The organism is Steroidobacter cummioxidans, from assembly GCF_003104955.1.
On the sequence record NZ_LSRW01000022.1, the window covers coordinates 167964 to 185687 of the forward strand.

Sequence of the window (17724 nt, forward strand, 5' to 3'; positions counted from 1 at the left end):
ATGACTCATGTTCTGCTGACCCATGGCTACTTCCTCTCGGAAGACGAGAAGGAACAGCAGATCATGAAGCCGTATCCTCCACTGGGGCTGTTGTACCTTGCCGCCTACCTGAAAGCCCGGGAACAGTCTGTCGAGGTCTATGACAGCACGTTCGGTTCGCGCGCGGAACTGCTCAACCGGTTACGACGAACTCGCGGCATCGTTGGCATCTATACAAATCTCGTGACGCGCAAGTCGGTCTTGCAGCTCATTACCGCAGCCAAACAGGCTGATTGGACAGTCATCCTCGGCGGTCCGGAGAGCGCGAACTATCCGGCGGAGTACCTGCGAGCCGGCGCCGATGTGGTCGTCATTGGCGAAGGGGAGGCGACGTTGCTCGAACTGCTGGGGGCACTGTCCACGGTTGGGCCTCAGCAGTTGCATCGGGTGTGTGGTATTGCGTTCAAGAGCGAATCGGGTGAGGTCGTGCACACTCCGCAACGACCCATGCTCGCGGATCTCGATGCTCTGCCGCTGCCGGATCGCGATGCCATCGATCACCAGAAATATCTGGACGTCTGGCGCACCCATCACGGTGCCAGCAGCATCAATCTTATAACGGCGCGTGGCTGTCCATACAAATGCCAGTGGTGTTCCCATGCCGTGTATGGTCATTCGCATCGGCGACGCAGCCCTGCGGCAGTGGCAGAGGAGGTGGCGTGGATTCAGGCGCGCTACCGACCCGATCAGCTCTGGTATGCGGATGATGTTTTCACGATCAACCATCTCTGGCTGGAGCGCTACGTGCACGAGCTCGAGAGCCGGGGCATTCACCTGCCGTTCGAGACCATCACACGCGCCGATCGTCTGCAAAGTGAAGCGGCGGTGCGCGCTCTGCGCCAACTCGGTTGTTATCGCATCTGGATTGGCTCGGAGAGTGGCAGTCAAAAAATTCTGGATGCCATGAAGCGCGGCGTGACGGTGGAGCAGGTGCAACGTGCGGTCGGCCTGGCGCGGCGGCATGGTATCTCCGTCGGAATGTTTCTGATGTGGGGCTACGAAGGAGAACAGATCGAGGACATTGCGGCGACCGTCGAGCATGTCAGGCGCAGCGATCCGGATGTCTTCTTCACCACGGTCGCCTATCCGATCAAAGGAACTCCTTACTTCGAACGGGTTGCCGACAGAGTCGAACTGCCACTGAAGTGGGAGGAGGCTTCCGACCGCGATTACATCATCGGCGGCAGGCACGACAGGCAGTACTACCAGCTCGCCGATATCTGGCTGCGAAATGAAGTGGAGGCCTCACGGCTCGCGATGACCGACCCGCAGCGGGCGGCGCAGCTATCGGCTGCGGCGCGACAGGCTCGCGAGCAGATGCGGAGTTACTCATGAAGGAAAGCGATGCCATTCCCGCTCCGAAGGTTCTGCAGCAGGCCTTGCGCTCAACCACCGAAACACTGGCAGCAGAGCTCGCGTCGCCGGGATCTGTCGCGCCGGAGTGGTCCGAGCTGCAGTGGCAAACCGCTCGTGCGGTGGCTGCCATCCATGGTGTGTCTGCGCTGCTGGCCTCACGGCTGCGCTGGAGTGGTCCCGCTGAGTGGCAGTGTTTCCTGCGGCAGCAACGTGAGCACACTCTGATCCGTCACGGACGAATGCAGCAGCTGTTGCAAGCTCTTGACGTCAGCCTGAAACAGGCTGCGATTCCCGCGGTCACGCTGAAAGGGGCGGAGTTATATGCAATTGGCCTTTACGAGCCCGGCGAGCGACCGATGGGGGATCTGGACCTGCTCGTGCGCGGGCCCGACGTAGAGCGCGCCACTGCTGTCCTGCATTCACTGGGTTTTCGGGAATCGTATCCGCATTGGAAACACCAGGCCTTTGTTCCCGAGGTCGCGCGGACCCCCGGGCCGCTTGGCGAGCATGCCGACAACGACATCAAGATCGAGCTGCATGAGCGCGTCTGCGAGAGGCTCCCGCTTGACGAAATCGATATCTCGCAGATCGTGTTTCCCGCGCGGCCGCACGTGGGACTCAATGCCTATCCGTCGAAAGCGGCGCTGATCACCCATCTGCTGCTTCATGCGGCTGGCGCCATGATGTGGCGCGGATTGCGGCTAATGCACCTGCATGATCTCGCGTTGCTCTGTTCCCGCATGACTGAGTCCGACTGGACTCATTTCATGAGCGATGCCGCAGGTGGACCGGGAGTGTGGTGGGCGATGCCGCCGCTCGCGCTTACCGCTCATTATTATCCTCACGCAGTTCCGAAACATCTGCTCGCGATTGTTGCAGCGGACTGTCGGTGGGTATTGCGCAGGGCTTCGCGACAGTACCGACTATCGGATGTTTCGCTCTCACGATTGCACATCGAGGCATTTCCCGGGATCGAATGGGCTCAGTCGCTGCCGGAGGCGTTTCGCTATGCTGTCAAACGCGTTCGACCGGATGAGGAAGCGCGCGCCGTGTATGCGCATATCGTGAGCTACGAAGCGTGGGCTTCCAACAGCCCGTGGTTTCAGTTGCCGCATTACCGACGCGCACTGCGCTGGGTGACATCTCGTCCGACTCGGCAAGCCACCATGCATGCGGTTCGCGCCGCTTTCCGGGAGCGCTTGTGAGCGTCTGCACCAGCGAGATTGCTGTCACCGGCGCAGAGTATCTCGCGGCCATGACGGTGCGAGCGTCCGATCGTCGGGCTCGTGCCGCTTTTCAGTCACTAGCGATGGATGTCGCTGGACCTGCGGCAACGGTATTCGATTTTGGCGCTGGCCCCGGCGTTGATGCCCGTTGCTATGCCGAGCATGGTCGTAGAGTGGTCGCTTATGACATCGATCCGGGCATGGCCGCATTCTTTGCCGAGTATTGCCAGGATCTCATCCGGGACGAACGCGTCGAGCTCCATACCGGCAGCTATCAGGATTTTCTCGCACGGGGGGCGTTTTGCCAGCAGCGCGTCAATCTGGTCACCGCGAACTTTGCTCCTCTGAGTCTCATCACGGATTTGCGCGAGCTGTTTGCTTGCTTTGCCTGGATGACTCGGCCGGACGGCGCCGTGCTCGCGAGCGTTCTCAATCCATACTTTCTCGGCGATCTGCGCTATGGCTGGTGGTGGAGGAATGCGTACCGGCTGCTACGCGACGGACACTACAGTCTGCCGGGCGCGCAGGGGAACATCGTGCGGCGGGGCCTCGATGATTTTTCCAGGCAGTGTGCCCCACACTTCGTGTTGCAGCGAGTGTTTGCGGCGCCTTCGGCTGTATCGCTTTCAACGCGCGGCTACGCCGCACCGACCGGGCGCGGGCTGGCGTGCCTGCGACTCACCGCTTGTCGGTTCATGTTTCTACTGTTTCGCAAGCCGGTGCGTCGATCGGCGTCGCACGCCGATGGCCTCCTCGTATAGAGCTTCAAACGTGCGGGCTGTGTAGTCGGCATCTTGCCGCACCGCTCGCGACCAAGCCTCATGCGCGATGCGCAAGCGCTGTTCCTCGTCAGAGAGCAGTAGTGCGGCTTCACGAGCCAGGCTTTCAGCATCGCCAGGGCGTACGGCCACCGCTGCTGTTGGCGCCCACTCGGCAATGTGACCGACGGCCGATCCAACGGTTGGCACCCCCGTCATGGCGGCCTCGATCATCGCCACAGGGCCAGCTTCGTGCTGAGAGGACATCATCATGAGATGTGCCGATTGCATCAAGGCGCGTAGCGGCTGCTGGGGAAGAAATCCCCTGAAGCGAACGTTGTTCGACAAGGACAGACTGTGGCTCAAGCGCTGCATTTCACCGTTCAGGGTATCCGTCCCGACGACGTCCATCTCGAAGTCGATGCTTCTATCCCGCAGCCGCGCGAGCGCGAGTAACAAGGTCGGCTGGTCTTTCACGCGGTTCAGACTGGCAGTGTGGATGAGCTTCGCAGGCTGTGAGATGTCACGACGGCGCGGCTCGCTCGGCGTCCATATTTCAGTATCGACTCCGAGAGGAATGCGCCGCGCTGCTATTCCGAGCGAGCCCAAACGATCGATCATCGGCGCGCTCGGCGCGCTGACTGCGAACGCAGCTCGAAGAACGAGCGCTTCCCGGACGCGCCCGCGCCATGTCAGTCGCCCGCCATAGCCGATGTCTGCAAGCGCGACGAGCTCTCCACCCCCCAGATGCACCAGGCTCGGAATACCCAACATCCAGGCAGCGGACACGGCGATGAGTCCTGGGCTTCCTGAGAAGATCGCATGCACGACATCGAAGGGGCCGGCGCGATGCTCCGCCCGGATTGCGCGAACTGCTCTGATGCGCGTGTGCCGTACGCCGATGTTGTGAATACGCGCGCCCAACAAATCCCAACTGCGCGGCTGCGGCTCCTGAATGAGGGCGAAAACGTGCACCTGATGATGCAGCGAAAGGCGGCGAATCAACGCAAGCAGTGCCGGGATGACTCGGTACTCTCCCGAGGCATCGACTCCTCCAGGCACGATGAGCGCGATTTTCAAGCGGACTCCAGCAATTCACTCAGAACCTCCGCGGCTTCCAGCGGATGATCGCCTCTTCGCAACTCGAACGCTGGCAACAGCGTCAAGGCGCGTTCGAACGCGCTCCAGCCCGGCTGGTTTGCCGCGTAACGTTGGTTTTCCGCGAGTCTGGAAGCGAGCGCTTCCCGATGCACGGGAACGAGCAGCGACTTCCCGGGAGCAATGTCGTTCGAGAGGAACACGACCGCAATCGTGCACAGGGGCGAGGGCGCCAGCGCGTAGGAGGGGCCTCGCAAATCGATCTCCAGTTTCTCTACGCCACTCCTGCGCTGGATGACGGGAGAGTTTGCTATGGACGCCGCCTGCACGGGGTTCGTCAGGAATCGCAACGAGTCGTGACGCAGGTGTAGGAAACTTGCCAGTCCCGTCGCCAACAGATTTTCTGGTTGGACCAACACGCTGTCCTCAGCCAGAAATTCCAAGCCGCGCAGCACGCACTGGAGAGTGACTGTTGATTTCCCAGCGCCGCTCGGGCCCATCAACAGAATGCCGCAGCCGCTGCGGCCGATGCAGGCGGCATGCAACGGAATGAGCCCCTGCGCACGCGCTGCAAGTGTGTAGACGGCGAACTCGATCAACTCATAGCGCACGTGATACGGGAACGGGAGCATGCGCTCACTCACGACCAACAACGCCGACTGCCGCAGCGGGTCGATGATCGCGCAACTCGACTCGTCGAGCGCGCCACAAAGGATGTCATTGCCCGCGAGTGGCCGCATTTGTGGCGGTTCACTCGCTGCAACGTTCGTGCACGCGGACGGCGTCAGGAATAGCCGTACCGTAAAGCGGGGCGGGGGATGAGAAAAGGTGTGGGCCGGCAAGTTCTGGTACGCATGGCGCACGATTTCCAGTAACTCCGGACTGTCGGTCTCGAAGTGGAATTGCCCGCCCAGTACTTGCGCCTGTTGATGCAGAAGCGGCGGCTGCCGCTCACCGAACGGGTCCGCCGAAGGAACATCGCAGGCAACAGCGTCGCGCGACATGGCGAGCCCTCAGCGTAGATCGGCAATCCGTCGGAAGGCCTCTGAGCTACTCAACAGCGCGTCGTAATTGCCAGCGGCCGCGAGCTTGCCGTGCTCGAGCTCGAAGATGACGTCGCACCAGCGTACTGTGCTCAGCCGATGCGCCACGAGGATAATGGTGCAGCGTCCGCGCAGTCCGCGTAAGGTCGCAATCACTTCCTGTTCGCTGAGTCCGTCGAGCGCATTGGTCACCTCATCCAGCAGGAGCACGGCGGCATTTCGATACAACGCCCGCGCGATTCCCAGTCGCTGACGCTGCCCGCCGCTCAACGTAACACCTCGCTCGCGGACCCGATGCTCGTATCCGCGAGGCAGCCGCCGAACGAAGTCGTCGAGTTGCGCGAGGTGCGCGGCTTCGAGCAGCCGCTGCTGATCGATCGCGTGCGCTTCGACGCCGAACGCAATGTTCTGCGCGATGCTGGCATCGAGTAGAAAAGGTTGTTGTGGCACGTAGGCGAGATGCGACTGCCAGACAGTGCGATTCGAGGCATCGATCACTGTCCCATCAACTTCCAGAGCGCCGGCCGCCGGCTGCAACTCGCCGGCGATCAGATCGAGGAGTGTGGTTTTTCCCGAGCCATTGGCGCCGATCAGTGCGGCCGCCGCACCCGCCGGTATAGTCAGAGTGACCTCATGGATCGCTGGAGTATCTGCGGCGTTGTAGTGAAACGATACGTCGCGCAGCCGAATTTCCTTGCGAGGGATGTTGCATACCCCTGAAGGAGAGTCGGGCGATGTCGCGTGAGCCGCATTTGCGCATCTGAGATCTGGCGCAAGGTGTGCCAGTGCCGCCCGGTCCGCACGAATTTTCACGAGGGCCGCGAATGATTGCTGCAGACTCGGCAACAACCGGTATCCCGCAAATGCAACAAAGGTCAACTGACCGAGCCATGCGCCCATGCCATCCGCATCCGCCGTTACTGCTACAGCCACACTGACGAGGGCCGCGACAGCCACGCACTCCATGAGCGGCTTGGGACTCTGCCCGACCGTGTGATGGTGAGCTGCCGCCGAAGCGGCACCAGCGCTCGCCGACTCGAACCCGCGGCGGAAAAACTCCTGCACGTGCATGAGCCTGACTTCCTTGATCCCGCCCAAGCCCTCTTGAATGATCCGCGTCTGCTGTTCTGAGTAATGGGATTGCGCTTGCCCGGCCTGGAGCAAGCGATTGCGGACGCCGAGATAGATCAGAAGATAAGCGCCACCGAGCCCTGCGAGGATCGTCACAGCCAGCCATGGATTCAACACCAGCAGACACAGGATGATGAATGCAGCCGTGATGGTTTGGCTCGCGAGGGTGAATAGATTCTCCAGAATGCCGCGGGTGAGGCGGGGAACTTCGTAGAGTATGTTGTTCGACAACACTGCACCGCCGGCCAACGTGTGAAAGCCCAGCGGGCGGCGTAGATATTCGCCGAACAGTCGCGTCTGCAGCTCGGCCCCGATCTTGAGGGCCACGCGATTCATCGTCAGCGTGCCCGCCAGATTGATGCAATTCGCCAATAGCACGACCGCAATGAAGGCCATCCCCAGAGTCGTGATGAAAGTGTGCCGGCTGGTGAACCCTCCCTGGGTGTAGAGCCACTTCAGCAAGGTGTTGTGCTCGATCAGGCGCGGGTCGCCCAGCACCGAGAAGAACGGCACGATCGCCGTCATGCCGGTAATGGTAGAGAATGCCATCAGGAATGAGATGGACTGTGCAGCGAGTGCATATGCGCGTTGCTTCTGGGTGAGGATGCTCCAGATGTCTCGCACGACGCTCACAGGCTGACTCCTCGGCGTGACCAGGTCGATCCCCGCTTGCGCATGAGCAAGTCGTGATACGCGGCAGCCAGCTTGCGACCGACAGATTCAAACGACAGCTCGGCGTCGAAGTGCGCCCTGACGGCAGCGCGTACTGGCGAGCCAATGTGGTCCGTCATGGCTAACAGCGCCTCGCAGAGTGCGTGCGAGTTGTCCGGCGGCCACAACATTCCCACGGCACCTTGCCCCGTTAGCGCACGAAACGAAGGGATGTCGGTCACGACGGGCGGCAAGCCACACGCCAGTGCCTCGATGAGCGAGTAGCCACTGCCTTCGCGATGGCTGCCGAGAACAAACAAATCCGCGGCTCGCATCAGAGTCTCGATCTCGGCATGGCTCGCGCAACCCAACAGACGCACGCGATCGCGCAGCACGGGATCCCCATCGATGCGCTTGCGGACAGCGGTCAACAATGGCGCAGTCCCGAAGCAACACCAGAGCTGCGCGTCCGGCAAGTTACGCGCGGCGAGACTCAGACCCTTCAGTACAGTGAGCGGGTCCTTGTTGTCGTTGAGATGTCCGACCCACAGGATGAGGGGTGCCGCCGCGGCTACACCGAGCGCGCGACGCGCCTCTTCCTGATTTCCCGGAGTGAAGCGGCTGCTCGATTCGGGAATTTCATAGATTGGCACCCGCCGCTGCAGGAGTCCTGCGTCAGCAAAGCGTTGCGACTGTTGACGTGCGCAGAATGCAACTCCTGAAATCACCGCCGCATTGCGCCGCCAGGCTGTGCGTCGCCAGAATCGCGGGGGCGCGTCTGCATGATCCTGTAACAGGATTGGCGCGTCCGGCGCGATCTGGGAGAGTTGAAAAACATCCTGTCCAAATCCAAGCCCGTGGACATGGAACAGGTCCGGGGCGAGATCGCGCAGGACTCCAGGCAACGTGCCCAAGGGGGCAGTGGGGGAGGCCGCGCGGCCCATCGGCAAAAAGCGATAGCTCACTCCATTGCGATGGAAGGTCTGTGTATGTGTCGATGCCTGGATGACCGAGACCCGCACGCCGCTGCTCGCGGCACATTCCGCAATATCGACGAGCGACGGCCATGCTTTCAGGAGCTCCTCCGGTGCGCGCTGAGCCGGGTCGGCAAAGAAGCTGATCTGCGCTACGTGCATGCGAACGCCTGTATCGAAACTCAAAGACTCAATGCGCGCGGGTCTCGAAGCCGAGCCAGCTTTTTGGACAGCTCGAGCTCCCAGGGACGGTCATACTTGCGAAGTCCATAGCGCCAGGACGCCAGCGCCCGCAGCGTCCGCCGTTGCCAGGCGGGAGCCGTGACGTCGATGATTGTCGGGAATCTGCATCCCAACACGGTCGTGAAGTCACGGATGCGTTTGTGCAGGCGTCGCGAGATCCACGGCGCGTCCTTGTGGCACCAGTACGCGTGCCAGTGCGGCTCCGCCCAACCATCTGCCGTCGTGGGGAACACGACGGGGGTTCCCGTGACGTCGCGCAGACTGCTCATCTGGCGCACGACATGAGGATTCGCACCGCACGGCGGTGGCGGCAGAGGCGTGTAGAGATAAATCATGATCTCCGTTTCCGGATAGCGCCGCTTGAGGACGTGAATGAACTCGAACGTTTTCTCGGTTTCGCCCTCGGGATCCTCGGGCGGGGCCAGCATGAACGACAGCTCCGGAATCACTCCGTGGCCGCGACAGACTTCGATCGCGGCGAGTGTCTGATCTGAGCGCGTCCCTTTACGAATGTGTTTGAGTAGCCAGTCGCTCGGAGACTCGGCGCCGATGTAGGCCATCCGCAGGCGGCTCCTACGAACCCATTCCCAGGAGCGCTCGGAGAGCTTCACGAGCGCGTCTGCGCGGGCAAAGCACCACCAGGGCACCTGGATCTTTGCCAGGGTCTCCAGCAGCGGGGCCATGTCTGCTTCCCGGTCGAAGAAGTTGTGGTCGTAGAACTGAATGGCGTCCACGCCGAGCACGCGTGTGAGAAATGTCAGGTCCTGTTCCAACCTTGGCGCAGTCGGCAAGGCCATTCTGCCTTTGAAGGTTGCTGCCACTCCGCAAAAGGTACAGCGGAAACGGCAGCCGAGCGCCGCCTGGTAGCCGGCCGTGCGTTCGCCGAGGTAGGTGCGGGAAAGGTATTGCGTGGGATTCTCCAACGTTTCGTACGGCAGTCGGTCCCCCAGACTCGCCGCCGAAAACTCACGATCCGGGTTGTGGATGATGTCCTCGCCATCGCGCCAGCTCAGCCCACGGATCGCGGCCAGCGCGTTCGAGTCCTGGTGCGACAGCGCATCCAGCAGCTCGAGGAATGTCTCTTCTCCCTGGCTCCTCACTGCGTAGTCGACGTAAGGAACATTGAGGGTTGCGTGCGGACAGTTGGTGGGAAAGGCGCCGCCCCACACGATCGGAACGCTCGGGAAGCGCTCGCGTACGGCCCGAGAGGCTGTAATCGCCGTGCGCAGCTGAGGGCCTCCCATGATGGTCATCCCGATGGCGCCGATATCCCCATTGGCCAGATAGCGCAAGGTGGTGGCAACGAAGTCGCGGTCGATGTTGCCGTCGATGATCCTCGTTCGATACCGACCCTCCAGGGCGACAGACAAGCTCAACACCGCCAACGGAAAGCGTGCACTCGCACGCTGCGTTATCGTGGGATTGATGAGCAGGATGGTGGGCCGCTGCTTCATGAGAGCGCCTCTGGCTGGCACGATTTGAAGCGCTCGATCAGCTCGTAAGTGGCGCGTGTCACCCAGGGGCCCGGCTCGCCCTCCACATAATCGAACTGGGACCATTCCAGTAGGGTTTGCGGCAGGCGGAACCCGGCAGATACGGCTTCCAGGACGATGGCGCTGCCCGGATAAGGTTTGAAGTAGAAAATCGGCGTCTCGAAATTTGCGCTCAGCGAGCGCAGTCGTCTGGCGCAGTCGATCGTGGCAGTGACGCTCGCTGCGGATTCATCCGGAAAGCCGACGATGAACGGAAAGATGCCGGCCATGCCCAGCGCCTTCATCCAGTTCGCCGTGTGAAATACCTGGTCCAGCGTGATGTCCTTGCGAATCCGCTTCAGCATCGCGGCATCGCCAGACTCCACTCCGACGAGCAGCCGCCGCAGGCCCGACTGCCGGCACAAGCGCCAGGCTTCCTCGGGCAGGCGAGTCCCCTGGTCGGCTCGCATCGTGGCGGCCCATGTCGTGCGGGGGCCGGCGTCGATCATTTCCTTGGCGAGCGTCTGCACGCGTTCGCGGCGCGTGAAAAATGTTTCGTCCTGGAAATTCACGTCCGTGAAGCGATAGCGCTGCCAAAGGTCGCGCAGTGTGGTTGCGACCCGATGTGGGTCGAGTCCAACCCATTTGCGTCCGTAGACAAACGGATCGGAGCAGAAGGCGCAACGGAAGTTACAGCCCTGCGAGGTGATGAAATCGAGCTGTCGTTTGCCCTTGAGCTCGAAGTACCGTTCCACCGGGATCAGGTTGTAGTCGTGAGGTCGGAAGCTCTCGAGCGGCAAAAGGGCGCGTGGCGGATTCAGTTGCACCTGGCCATCCGGTCGCCGGAATGTGCAGCCTGCGCAGTCGTCGAGCGCACGGCCTTCCCGAACACGCTCCACGATGTCTGCAAACGTAGCCTCACCTTGGCCTTGCACTGTAACGTCCACGCACGGCTCACGAAGACACTCAGCGGCAAACATGGAGGGGTGCCAGCCACCCCAGATCACAGGAATATTCGGATGCATCCGCTTGGCGGCGCGTGAGATGCGAAGCGCATCGGCGATGGGCGCCCCAGTGAGGACCGTTACGCCCAAGCACAGCGCACCCTTCAGCGAGCGAAGGATTGTGTTCTCGGCCTCAGGATCGAGTCGCCCATCGACGATCACTACTTCGTAGCGCGCCGGATCGAGATGTGACCCGACCGCCAGCAGTGCCAGAGGCATCGTGAAGAAGACTGCGGTCGGGTTGTACAATACAACCCTGCAGCGTTGCCCGCGTTGCGAGCTCACGTCCGCGCCCCCGAAGCTGGATGCGTGACTTTGAAGATCGTCAGCTGTTCGCCCAGGTATTTACAGCGCGCGAACACCGACAGATCATGATCTCGTCGCTGCAGTTCTTCGAGAAAGCGCACGGAAGCGCCGAAGGTCGACAGCAACACTAGCGCGAAGCCTGAGGGCGTTAGATGTTCGCGCAAATCCGCTGCGAAGCGTTCTGCCACGTCGTTCGAACGCCAGGCGCGCTCCCGATCGTTGAGGGGCGTGCCGCGGAGAAAAGGGGGGTTGAACAGGATGAGATCGAACCGCTCTCCCGAGACTGCGTCGAATAGATCTCCACGACGCGCATCGATCCGCTGCTCGACCTGATTCAACAGCGCGTTGATTCGAGCACATCGCACTGCCGCTGGATTGACGTCGACCGCAACGACTCGCTCGGCGTGCCTGGCTGCGAACACTGCGCAGATACCTGACCCAGTGCCCATGTCCAACACGGTCGTCTGCGAGGAGACGATCCGGCCGTCCAGAACAGATGCGAAGAACGCTCCAGTGCGCAGCCGCTTCGGGTTGAAGACGCTCGGTGTGACCAGGATGGGAACGGATCCGATGCGCTCCACGATGAAGTCGTCATAGCGATGTCGGCCAAGCAGCTTCTGGCCGCGAAACAGCAGTTTCACGAGCAGCTGGGTACCCATCGGAAAACGCAGGGATGGCCAGGCCGTGTACATGGGTGCTCTTGGACTGAGGTCAGTTGATGTGGGAACTTGCTCGGGATCGCCAAAAGTCGGCGACCGTGCGCGCTCCCGGCTCCCGCCACATGGAGCAGACGCAACGTGCGCATTCGGGGCGGGCTCCTGTGCGGATCGCGTCGCGAACAGCAAGCAACCGCGGGCCGTTCAACGCAGTGTCAACGTCCTCAGGCAACGCGGAGTCTTGGAGACCTGCAATAAAGTAGCAGGGATTGATATGACCCTGAGCAGTGATCACAGCAGAGAATTCCGGCGCGTTACAGCGTACTTCGGGAAATTCGGCCGCGCCGCACAGCGCGGCGAAGTACTGATGTATGCGTCGTAGCTTCAACGGACTTTCGGCGATAAATCCGGACTGAAAGTCTGCCGCGTGCTCGCGTTCGAGCGACCGCATCAGTTGTTCGAGCTCCGCTAGCTCATCGGGACGCAGCGCCAGTTCGCTGTTGAATGGCCCGCTGCGGCCGAACGCATGGTCGTTGCCGACGTCGACCGCCAGGAAAGAGATCTGCCAGGCACCCAACTGACGCGCCAGATCGATGAATCGAGGCAGCTGTCGGAAGTTGGCCCGTTGCAGGGTCACGCGGACGCTGACCAGCGCGCTCGTTTCTGCCATGGCCTGGATTCCCTGACACACTTTATTGAATGCATCTACACCGCGGATGGCCGCATAGGTTTCGCGATCGGTCGCGTCCAAAGAGACGGTCGTGGCATCGAAGAGTTGTGCGGCACGTCGAGCGTGCTTTGCCAGTGACAGGCCGGAGGTCAGCAGCCACAGCTTCAGCTCGTGATCGCGCAGCAGTCTCGCGATCCTTTCCCAATCCGGATTCAAGAGGGGCTCACCGCCGGAGAGCAGGACTACTTGTGTTTCCAGTTTCCGCAGGCTCGGTAGCAAGCGCACAGTCGCTTCGAAGGTCATATCGACGCGCCCATGGCGCCAATAATCACAAGTGACGCAGCGGGAGTTGCAGCGCTCGCTCAGGTACAGGATCAACAGGGGCAGCCTGTGAAGCTCAGTGCCACATGCGGGCGCTGCGGTCATGGCGCAGCTCCTTTCCTCACGGCCTCGACAATGTAGTGGTCTGACCATGACGCGAGCGCCGTACAGCGCTGCCCGAGCGTTTCCAGTTTCATGAGCGCGCGTAGGAGAACGGCGGAGCGTTCCACCCACGGCGCTGCATAAGTCGGAGGAAGGGCGACGCCCAGTGGCGAGATGCGCTGGATGATGAAATCCTGCTCCAACAGTGCTGCGAGCTCGGAAGGCGGTGGATAACGGATGGTCAGTCCGCGCCAGCTCACGTCGTCCTGCTGCAACCGGCGCCACGCTTTGTCAGGTTGGCCACGAGCCAAATACCACGCCCATTCCCATGGAACGCGGCGGCCCAACATCACCCAGATAAGTACCGCGCCGGGCTCGAGGCATGTGGCGACGTCGCGCACGAGCCCTGGCAGGTCACGCACGCAGTTGATCGCTCCGAAGTTGGAGAGGACGCCATCGAACCCACGATCGTCCAGCACCCTTCGGAGGTCTTCCATCGATGCGCAGCGAAACTCGATTAGTTGCTGGCAGCCTGCGTTTTCAGCCTTGGACCGCGCCGCACGCACCATGTTGGCCGAGCTGTCGATCGCGACCACCTTGGTTCCGTTGCGGGCGAGCCGCACGGCGTCTTCTCCTGTTCCGCATCCGAGATCGAGGACGCGCCGCGAATCGCGCAGCGCTGTGTCCATTCGCGACCACACCAACGTGCGCAGCGCTTTGCCGATCGCCGTGTCCGTGAACGTCGCGTCGTAGTCAGCGGCTAGATCGTCAAATGCCTCGGCGTGCAACTTGCGGGCTCCAGCAACGCCTCGGAGAGCCGAGTATCTGTAAGTACGGCCGGATGCGGAAACGGTTCCCTGAGTGCCCGTGCTCCCTACGGGGCACGGTCGGAAGGTTGCAGGCAGCCTGTAGGAGACCGGCGAGCTGCGTTAGAACTCGAACGTGGGCCCGAGGGTCAGCGCCACATTGATAAGTCAAGCCGGGCGAGATGCAGCTATTGCTTGGCTTCCAACTGCTATGTGGCTTGTCCTACATAATTGCCACTTCACTCACACTCCGCAGCCAGTCGATTCGATAAATTCGCCCGCGACGGATGAGCTACGACAGGCGAGGCTGCTTTGATATTCGAATTCATTGATCGACTGCTCACAGAAGCAGAGATCCCCGGAAGCACAACACGCAGAACGAGAACACCCGCGAGGCGTGCATTCGCCATTGCACTGTCGCTGTTCTGCATGGCATCGGTGACAACGTTGGCCACTTCGCGCGCGAGCGCGAATGAGATCACTTTCATCGAGGCGCTTCAAAATGGCGTCGACGGCGTTGCCGGCCTGAGTGGCGCCAGCGATCCCGCGGTCTCTCCCGACGGCCGGCATGTGTATGTCGCCTCTTATGCTTCCAGCGCTGTCGCGATCTTTGCGCGCGACACCGTCACTGGGACGCTGACCTACTTGGGCGCCGAAAGCGGACTGACGGCGGCGTTCGGCGTCGATGTAAGTCCCGACGGGGCGCACGTCTACGTCGCCTCGCCGACCGGCAGCGCCATCGTCGCTCTTGCGCGTGATGCAGACACGGGTCTGCTGACTCGACTGCAGGACTACACAAACCCCGGTGGAACGGGCGGGTTCGTCACGGTCACGGCGAGTCACGACGGTAGATATGTCTATGGCGTCGGCGGCAGCCCCAGCGGTCTCGTCGTCTGGTCACGTGACGCTTCGACGGGCCTGCTGACCTTCGTCGCCGACTACCGCGACAACGTCGATGGGCACCTGCTCGGTCAACATTTCGGACCGACCACTAGTCCCATTAACAATATTGCGGTCAGCAGCGACCTGTCGTTCCTCTATATCACCTCGACAGCCGACAACGCTGTGTCGGTGTATGCGATCGACGCCACGACCGGCGAGCTGTCGCAAGCCTCGACGGTCGTCGATGGCATCGCAGGCGTCGACGGCATCCAGGCTGCGTCTTCGCTCGTGCTCTCGCCGGACAATAACTTTCTGTATGTCAGCGGACAGGGAGAGCATTCGGTCGCGATCTTCTCGCGCGATGCCACGACGGGTGCACTCACGTACTTGGGTAAGAGGACAGATGGAGTAGACGGTGTAGAAACGCTGGCTGGTGCGCGCAGCCTCGCGCGCAGCCCGGATGGCCGCTACGTCTACGTTAGCGCCATTACCGACAATTCGATCACGGTGTTCAACCGAGACGCGGTGACTGGCGATCTCTCGCTCGCCATGGCCGCAACCCAGGGAGTGAACGGAGTCAGCGGTATTCAGAGCGTCTCCGGCATGGTCACTGACCCGCTGAGCCGTCATCTGTACGCAGCCGGCCAAGGCGTGAACAGTGTCGCTGTCTTTTCGCTGCCCATTCCGGCGGTCGTGCTGTCGACGACGACCATCACCGTCGACGAAAACGGCCCGGCGGCCGTGCTCGACGCAAATTTGCAGGTATTCGACTCGGATGATCCGACGCTCGCCGACGCGCGCGTCTTCGTGGCCAGCGGCTTCGTCGTGGGCGACACCTTGAGCGTGACGCCTCAGGGGAACATCACTGCCAACTACGACAGCGCTACCGGCACTCTGTGGCTGACCGGCGTGGACACGCTGGCAACATATCAGGCCGTACTGCGCACGGTGAGTTTCCAGGCCGGCAACGATACGTCCTTGGAGACGGGGCAGACAGCAACGAAAGTCGTGTCCTTCCAAGTATTCGACGGCGCGAACGAAAGCGCCGCCGCGGATGTGACGATCACAGTGAACGGCGTCAGCGGGCCCAGCACCTACACCGTCACCGCCAGCGCATCCGGCAACGGTACGATCGGACCTGCGAGCGCGATTGTCGCCCGCGGCAGCACGGCGACGTTCAACGTCGTTCCCGCCAGCGGCGCGAGCATCCAGCAAGTCACGGGTTGCGGCGGCACGCTGTCTGGCAACACATATACAACGGCGCCGATCACGTCCGCGTGCGCGGTGACCGCCACCTTCGTTCTCAACTCGTCCACGGTGAATACCAAGAGTTCAGGCGGTGGAGGCAGCTTCGATCTGCTATTGCTGCTCGCGGCATGCGTCTTGCTGGCTCTGCGTAAACAGCGGCGCGTCGTGTTGAGCGCTGTTGCGCTGGGTGCGATGTCCAGCGCTGGGGCAGCAGAAGATACAGCCTCGCGCTGGTATGTAGCCGCAAGCATCGGGCAAGCTCATGGTGACATTGGTAGCGGCGAGCTCACCTCGGCACTGCGACGTGACGGCTACGATGTAACCGCAAAAGTCGACCATCACGATCGCTTCGCATGGCAAGTGCGCGGCGGCTATCAGTGGACGCGGTATCTCGCGATCGAGGCCGGTTACGCCGACCTTGGCGACGTGGAGGCTGAAATTACCGGTGCGATCGTCGACGTGCCGGGACTGCTCGCAAGCGTCAACGAGCGGCATCCGCACGCTCCGCAAGGCTTCGAGGCCGCGATTGTCGGCCGATTGCCCGTGAACGAAATCGTTTCCGTGACGGCACGTGCGGGCGCGTGGCGTTGGGAATCGGAGTTCGACGTCCGCTCCGCTGGGTTCGTCGGTCGCGACCGAGATGGTGTGGATGCCGTCTACGGCGCCGGCGCGCTGTTCGATGTGTGGTCCCGCATGAGCATCCATGCCGAATGGAATCGTTATCACGCCGATCGCGAGCGCATCGACGTGTATGGCGCCGGACTGAAGTTTCACTTTTGATACCGCTCATGGTGAGCGCGCCGGGTTCGGCGTGCTCACTATTCTCGGGGCCGCGGACCCGTCGCGAGTTCCTGCACCTACGGCAAGGCTCGGGGCCCTGAGATTGCGGCGCGAGTATCTTCCAGCGCAAGGTGAATGAGTGCCTTGGCAGCCCGAGCTGCGCGATCGGCATCTTTGTCGACGATCGCGGCGTAGAGTTCCCTGTGATCAGGAATTGCGTCGCGCGGCGGCTCGTGAGATCGATATTTGAAGTATGTGGTCCAGTGGATGGCAGCGCAGATCGACGCGGACAGCGTCATCAATGCCTGGTTACCTGTCGCCACCAGAATCGCTTCATGAAATCGCTCATCCGCAGCTCGGCCCTCGGCGGATGCGAGTCCCTGGCGCGCCATGGTCTCGAGTGCATTGCCTATGGAAGTCAGTTGCTCCCGAGTCCGGCGGCGTGCGGCCAGTTCGGCTGCGTGGGGCTCGAGAATGCCTCGAAGCTCGAACAATTCCTGGATGAAGGTCAGGCTGGGCCCGCTGTTGAAGGCCCAGCGCAAGACATCGGGATCGAGTACCTGCCAGCGTCGTCGATCGGTCACGTGCGTTCCGAGGTGGGGACGACTCTCAACCAGTCCCTTGGCAACCAACATGCGCACGGCCTCTCGGTACGCGCTACGTGACACACCGAAGTCGACGACAGCATCCATTTCCTTCGGCAACAGAGAGCCGACTGCTCGGCGGCCGCAGAGGATGGACGAGCCGAGCTCGCAAGCGATTCTGCCGTGAACGGACGAGGCTGGAATGGCGGCATGCATCGACCCGGCGATGTCCGACAGGGGAACTGCCCACTGAGGCTCTCGTCTTTGCTCTTTTCTGGGACTGCGCATGTGAGTGTCGAACTCGTGTGTAAAGAATGCGCTGGTGGCACGTTCGACTGTTGGCCACCGCGCACACGGCGATTCGGATGTGCAGG

General features: G+C 61.8%; 14 protein-coding genes. 4 read left to right on the forward strand and 10 right to left on the reverse strand.

Annotation, left to right across the window (positions count from 1 at the left end):
• From D0550_RS14265 to D0550_RS14275, 3 genes are read left to right on the forward strand one after another with little or no spacing between them, the layout of a single operon-like run.
• Nucleotides 1-1374: a B12-binding domain-containing radical SAM protein gene (locus D0550_RS14265; protein WP_116809860.1), complete on the forward strand. Its 1374-nt coding sequence runs from the start codon at nt 1-3 to the stop codon at nt 1372-1374.
• Entirely contained in the window at nt 1371-2600 is a 1230-nt protein-coding gene (locus D0550_RS14270; RefSeq protein ID WP_116809861.1) for a nucleotidyltransferase family protein, read from the forward strand. Before D0550_RS14265 ends, D0550_RS14270 begins: the two co-directional genes overlap by 4 nt.
• On the forward strand, nt 2597-3382 hold the full coding sequence (locus tag D0550_RS14275; protein WP_116809862.1) for a class I SAM-dependent methyltransferase: 786 nt from the start codon (nt 2597-2599) through the stop codon (nt 3380-3382). Before D0550_RS14270 ends, D0550_RS14275 begins: the two co-directional genes overlap by 4 nt.
• On the opposite strand, the gene D0550_RS14280 is transcribed toward D0550_RS14275, so the two are convergent.
• From D0550_RS14280 to D0550_RS14320, 9 genes are all read right to left on the reverse strand, one after another.
• Entirely contained in the window at nt 3323-4459 is a 1137-nt protein-coding gene (locus tag D0550_RS14280) for a glycosyltransferase family 4 protein (protein ID WP_116809863.1), read from the reverse strand. The genes D0550_RS14275 and D0550_RS14280 overlap by 60 nt on opposite strands.
• The gene (locus tag D0550_RS14285) at nt 4456-5481 is read right to left on the reverse strand and encodes a serine kinase (protein ID WP_116809864.1); all 1026 of its coding nucleotides are present in this window, start codon (nt 5479-5481) and stop codon (nt 4456-4458) included. Before D0550_RS14285 ends, D0550_RS14280 begins: the two co-directional genes overlap by 4 nt.
• Before the next feature lie 9 nt (nt 5482-5490).
• Nucleotides 5491-7284 (reverse strand): ABC transporter ATP-binding protein, encoded by a 1794-nt coding sequence (locus D0550_RS14290; protein ID WP_116809865.1) that lies wholly within the window; start codon nt 7282-7284, stop codon nt 5491-5493.
• A complete protein-coding gene (locus D0550_RS14295; RefSeq protein ID WP_116809932.1) occupies nt 7281-8438 on the reverse strand; it encodes a glycosyltransferase family 4 protein in 1158 nt (385 codons plus the stop codon). The genes D0550_RS14290 and D0550_RS14295 overlap by 4 nt, the downstream gene beginning before the upstream one ends.
• A 20-nt stretch (nt 8439-8458) precedes the next feature.
• Entirely contained in the window at nt 8459-9973 is a 1515-nt protein-coding gene (locus D0550_RS14300) for a B12-binding domain-containing radical SAM protein (protein WP_116809866.1), read from the reverse strand.
• Complete coding sequence (locus tag D0550_RS14305) at nt 9970-11214, reverse strand: B12-binding domain-containing radical SAM protein (RefSeq protein WP_153067168.1); 1245 nt, start codon at nt 11212-11214, stop codon at nt 9970-9972. Before D0550_RS14305 ends, D0550_RS14300 begins: the two co-directional genes overlap by 4 nt.
• A 62-nt stretch (nt 11215-11276) precedes the next feature.
• Nucleotides 11277-11993, reverse strand: coding sequence for a methyltransferase (locus D0550_RS14310; RefSeq protein WP_116809868.1), 717 nt, complete (start codon nt 11991-11993; stop codon nt 11277-11279).
• 19 nt (nt 11994-12012) lie between these two features.
• On the reverse strand, nt 12013-13053 hold the full coding sequence (locus tag D0550_RS14315; RefSeq protein WP_161965824.1) for a radical SAM protein: 1041 nt from the start codon (nt 13051-13053) through the stop codon (nt 12013-12015).
• Entirely contained in the window at nt 13050-13838 is a 789-nt protein-coding gene (locus D0550_RS14320; RefSeq protein ID WP_161965825.1) for a class I SAM-dependent methyltransferase, read from the reverse strand. Before D0550_RS14320 ends, D0550_RS14315 begins: the two co-directional genes overlap by 4 nt.
• 447 nt (nt 13839-14285) lie before the next feature.
• On the opposite strand from D0550_RS14320, the gene D0550_RS14325 reads away from it, so the two are divergent.
• Nucleotides 14286-16766: a beta-propeller fold lactonase family protein gene (locus tag D0550_RS14325; protein ID WP_116809871.1), complete on the forward strand. Its 2481-nt coding sequence runs from the start codon at nt 14286-14288 to the stop codon at nt 16764-16766.
• Between the two features lie 77 nt (nt 16767-16843).
• Here D0550_RS14325 and D0550_RS14330 read toward each other — a convergent pair whose 3' ends face one another.
• A complete protein-coding gene (locus tag D0550_RS14330; RefSeq protein ID WP_206606281.1) occupies nt 16844-17638 on the reverse strand; it encodes a FadR/GntR family transcriptional regulator in 795 nt (264 codons plus the stop codon).
• Between the last annotated feature and the right edge of the window lie 86 nt (nt 17639-17724).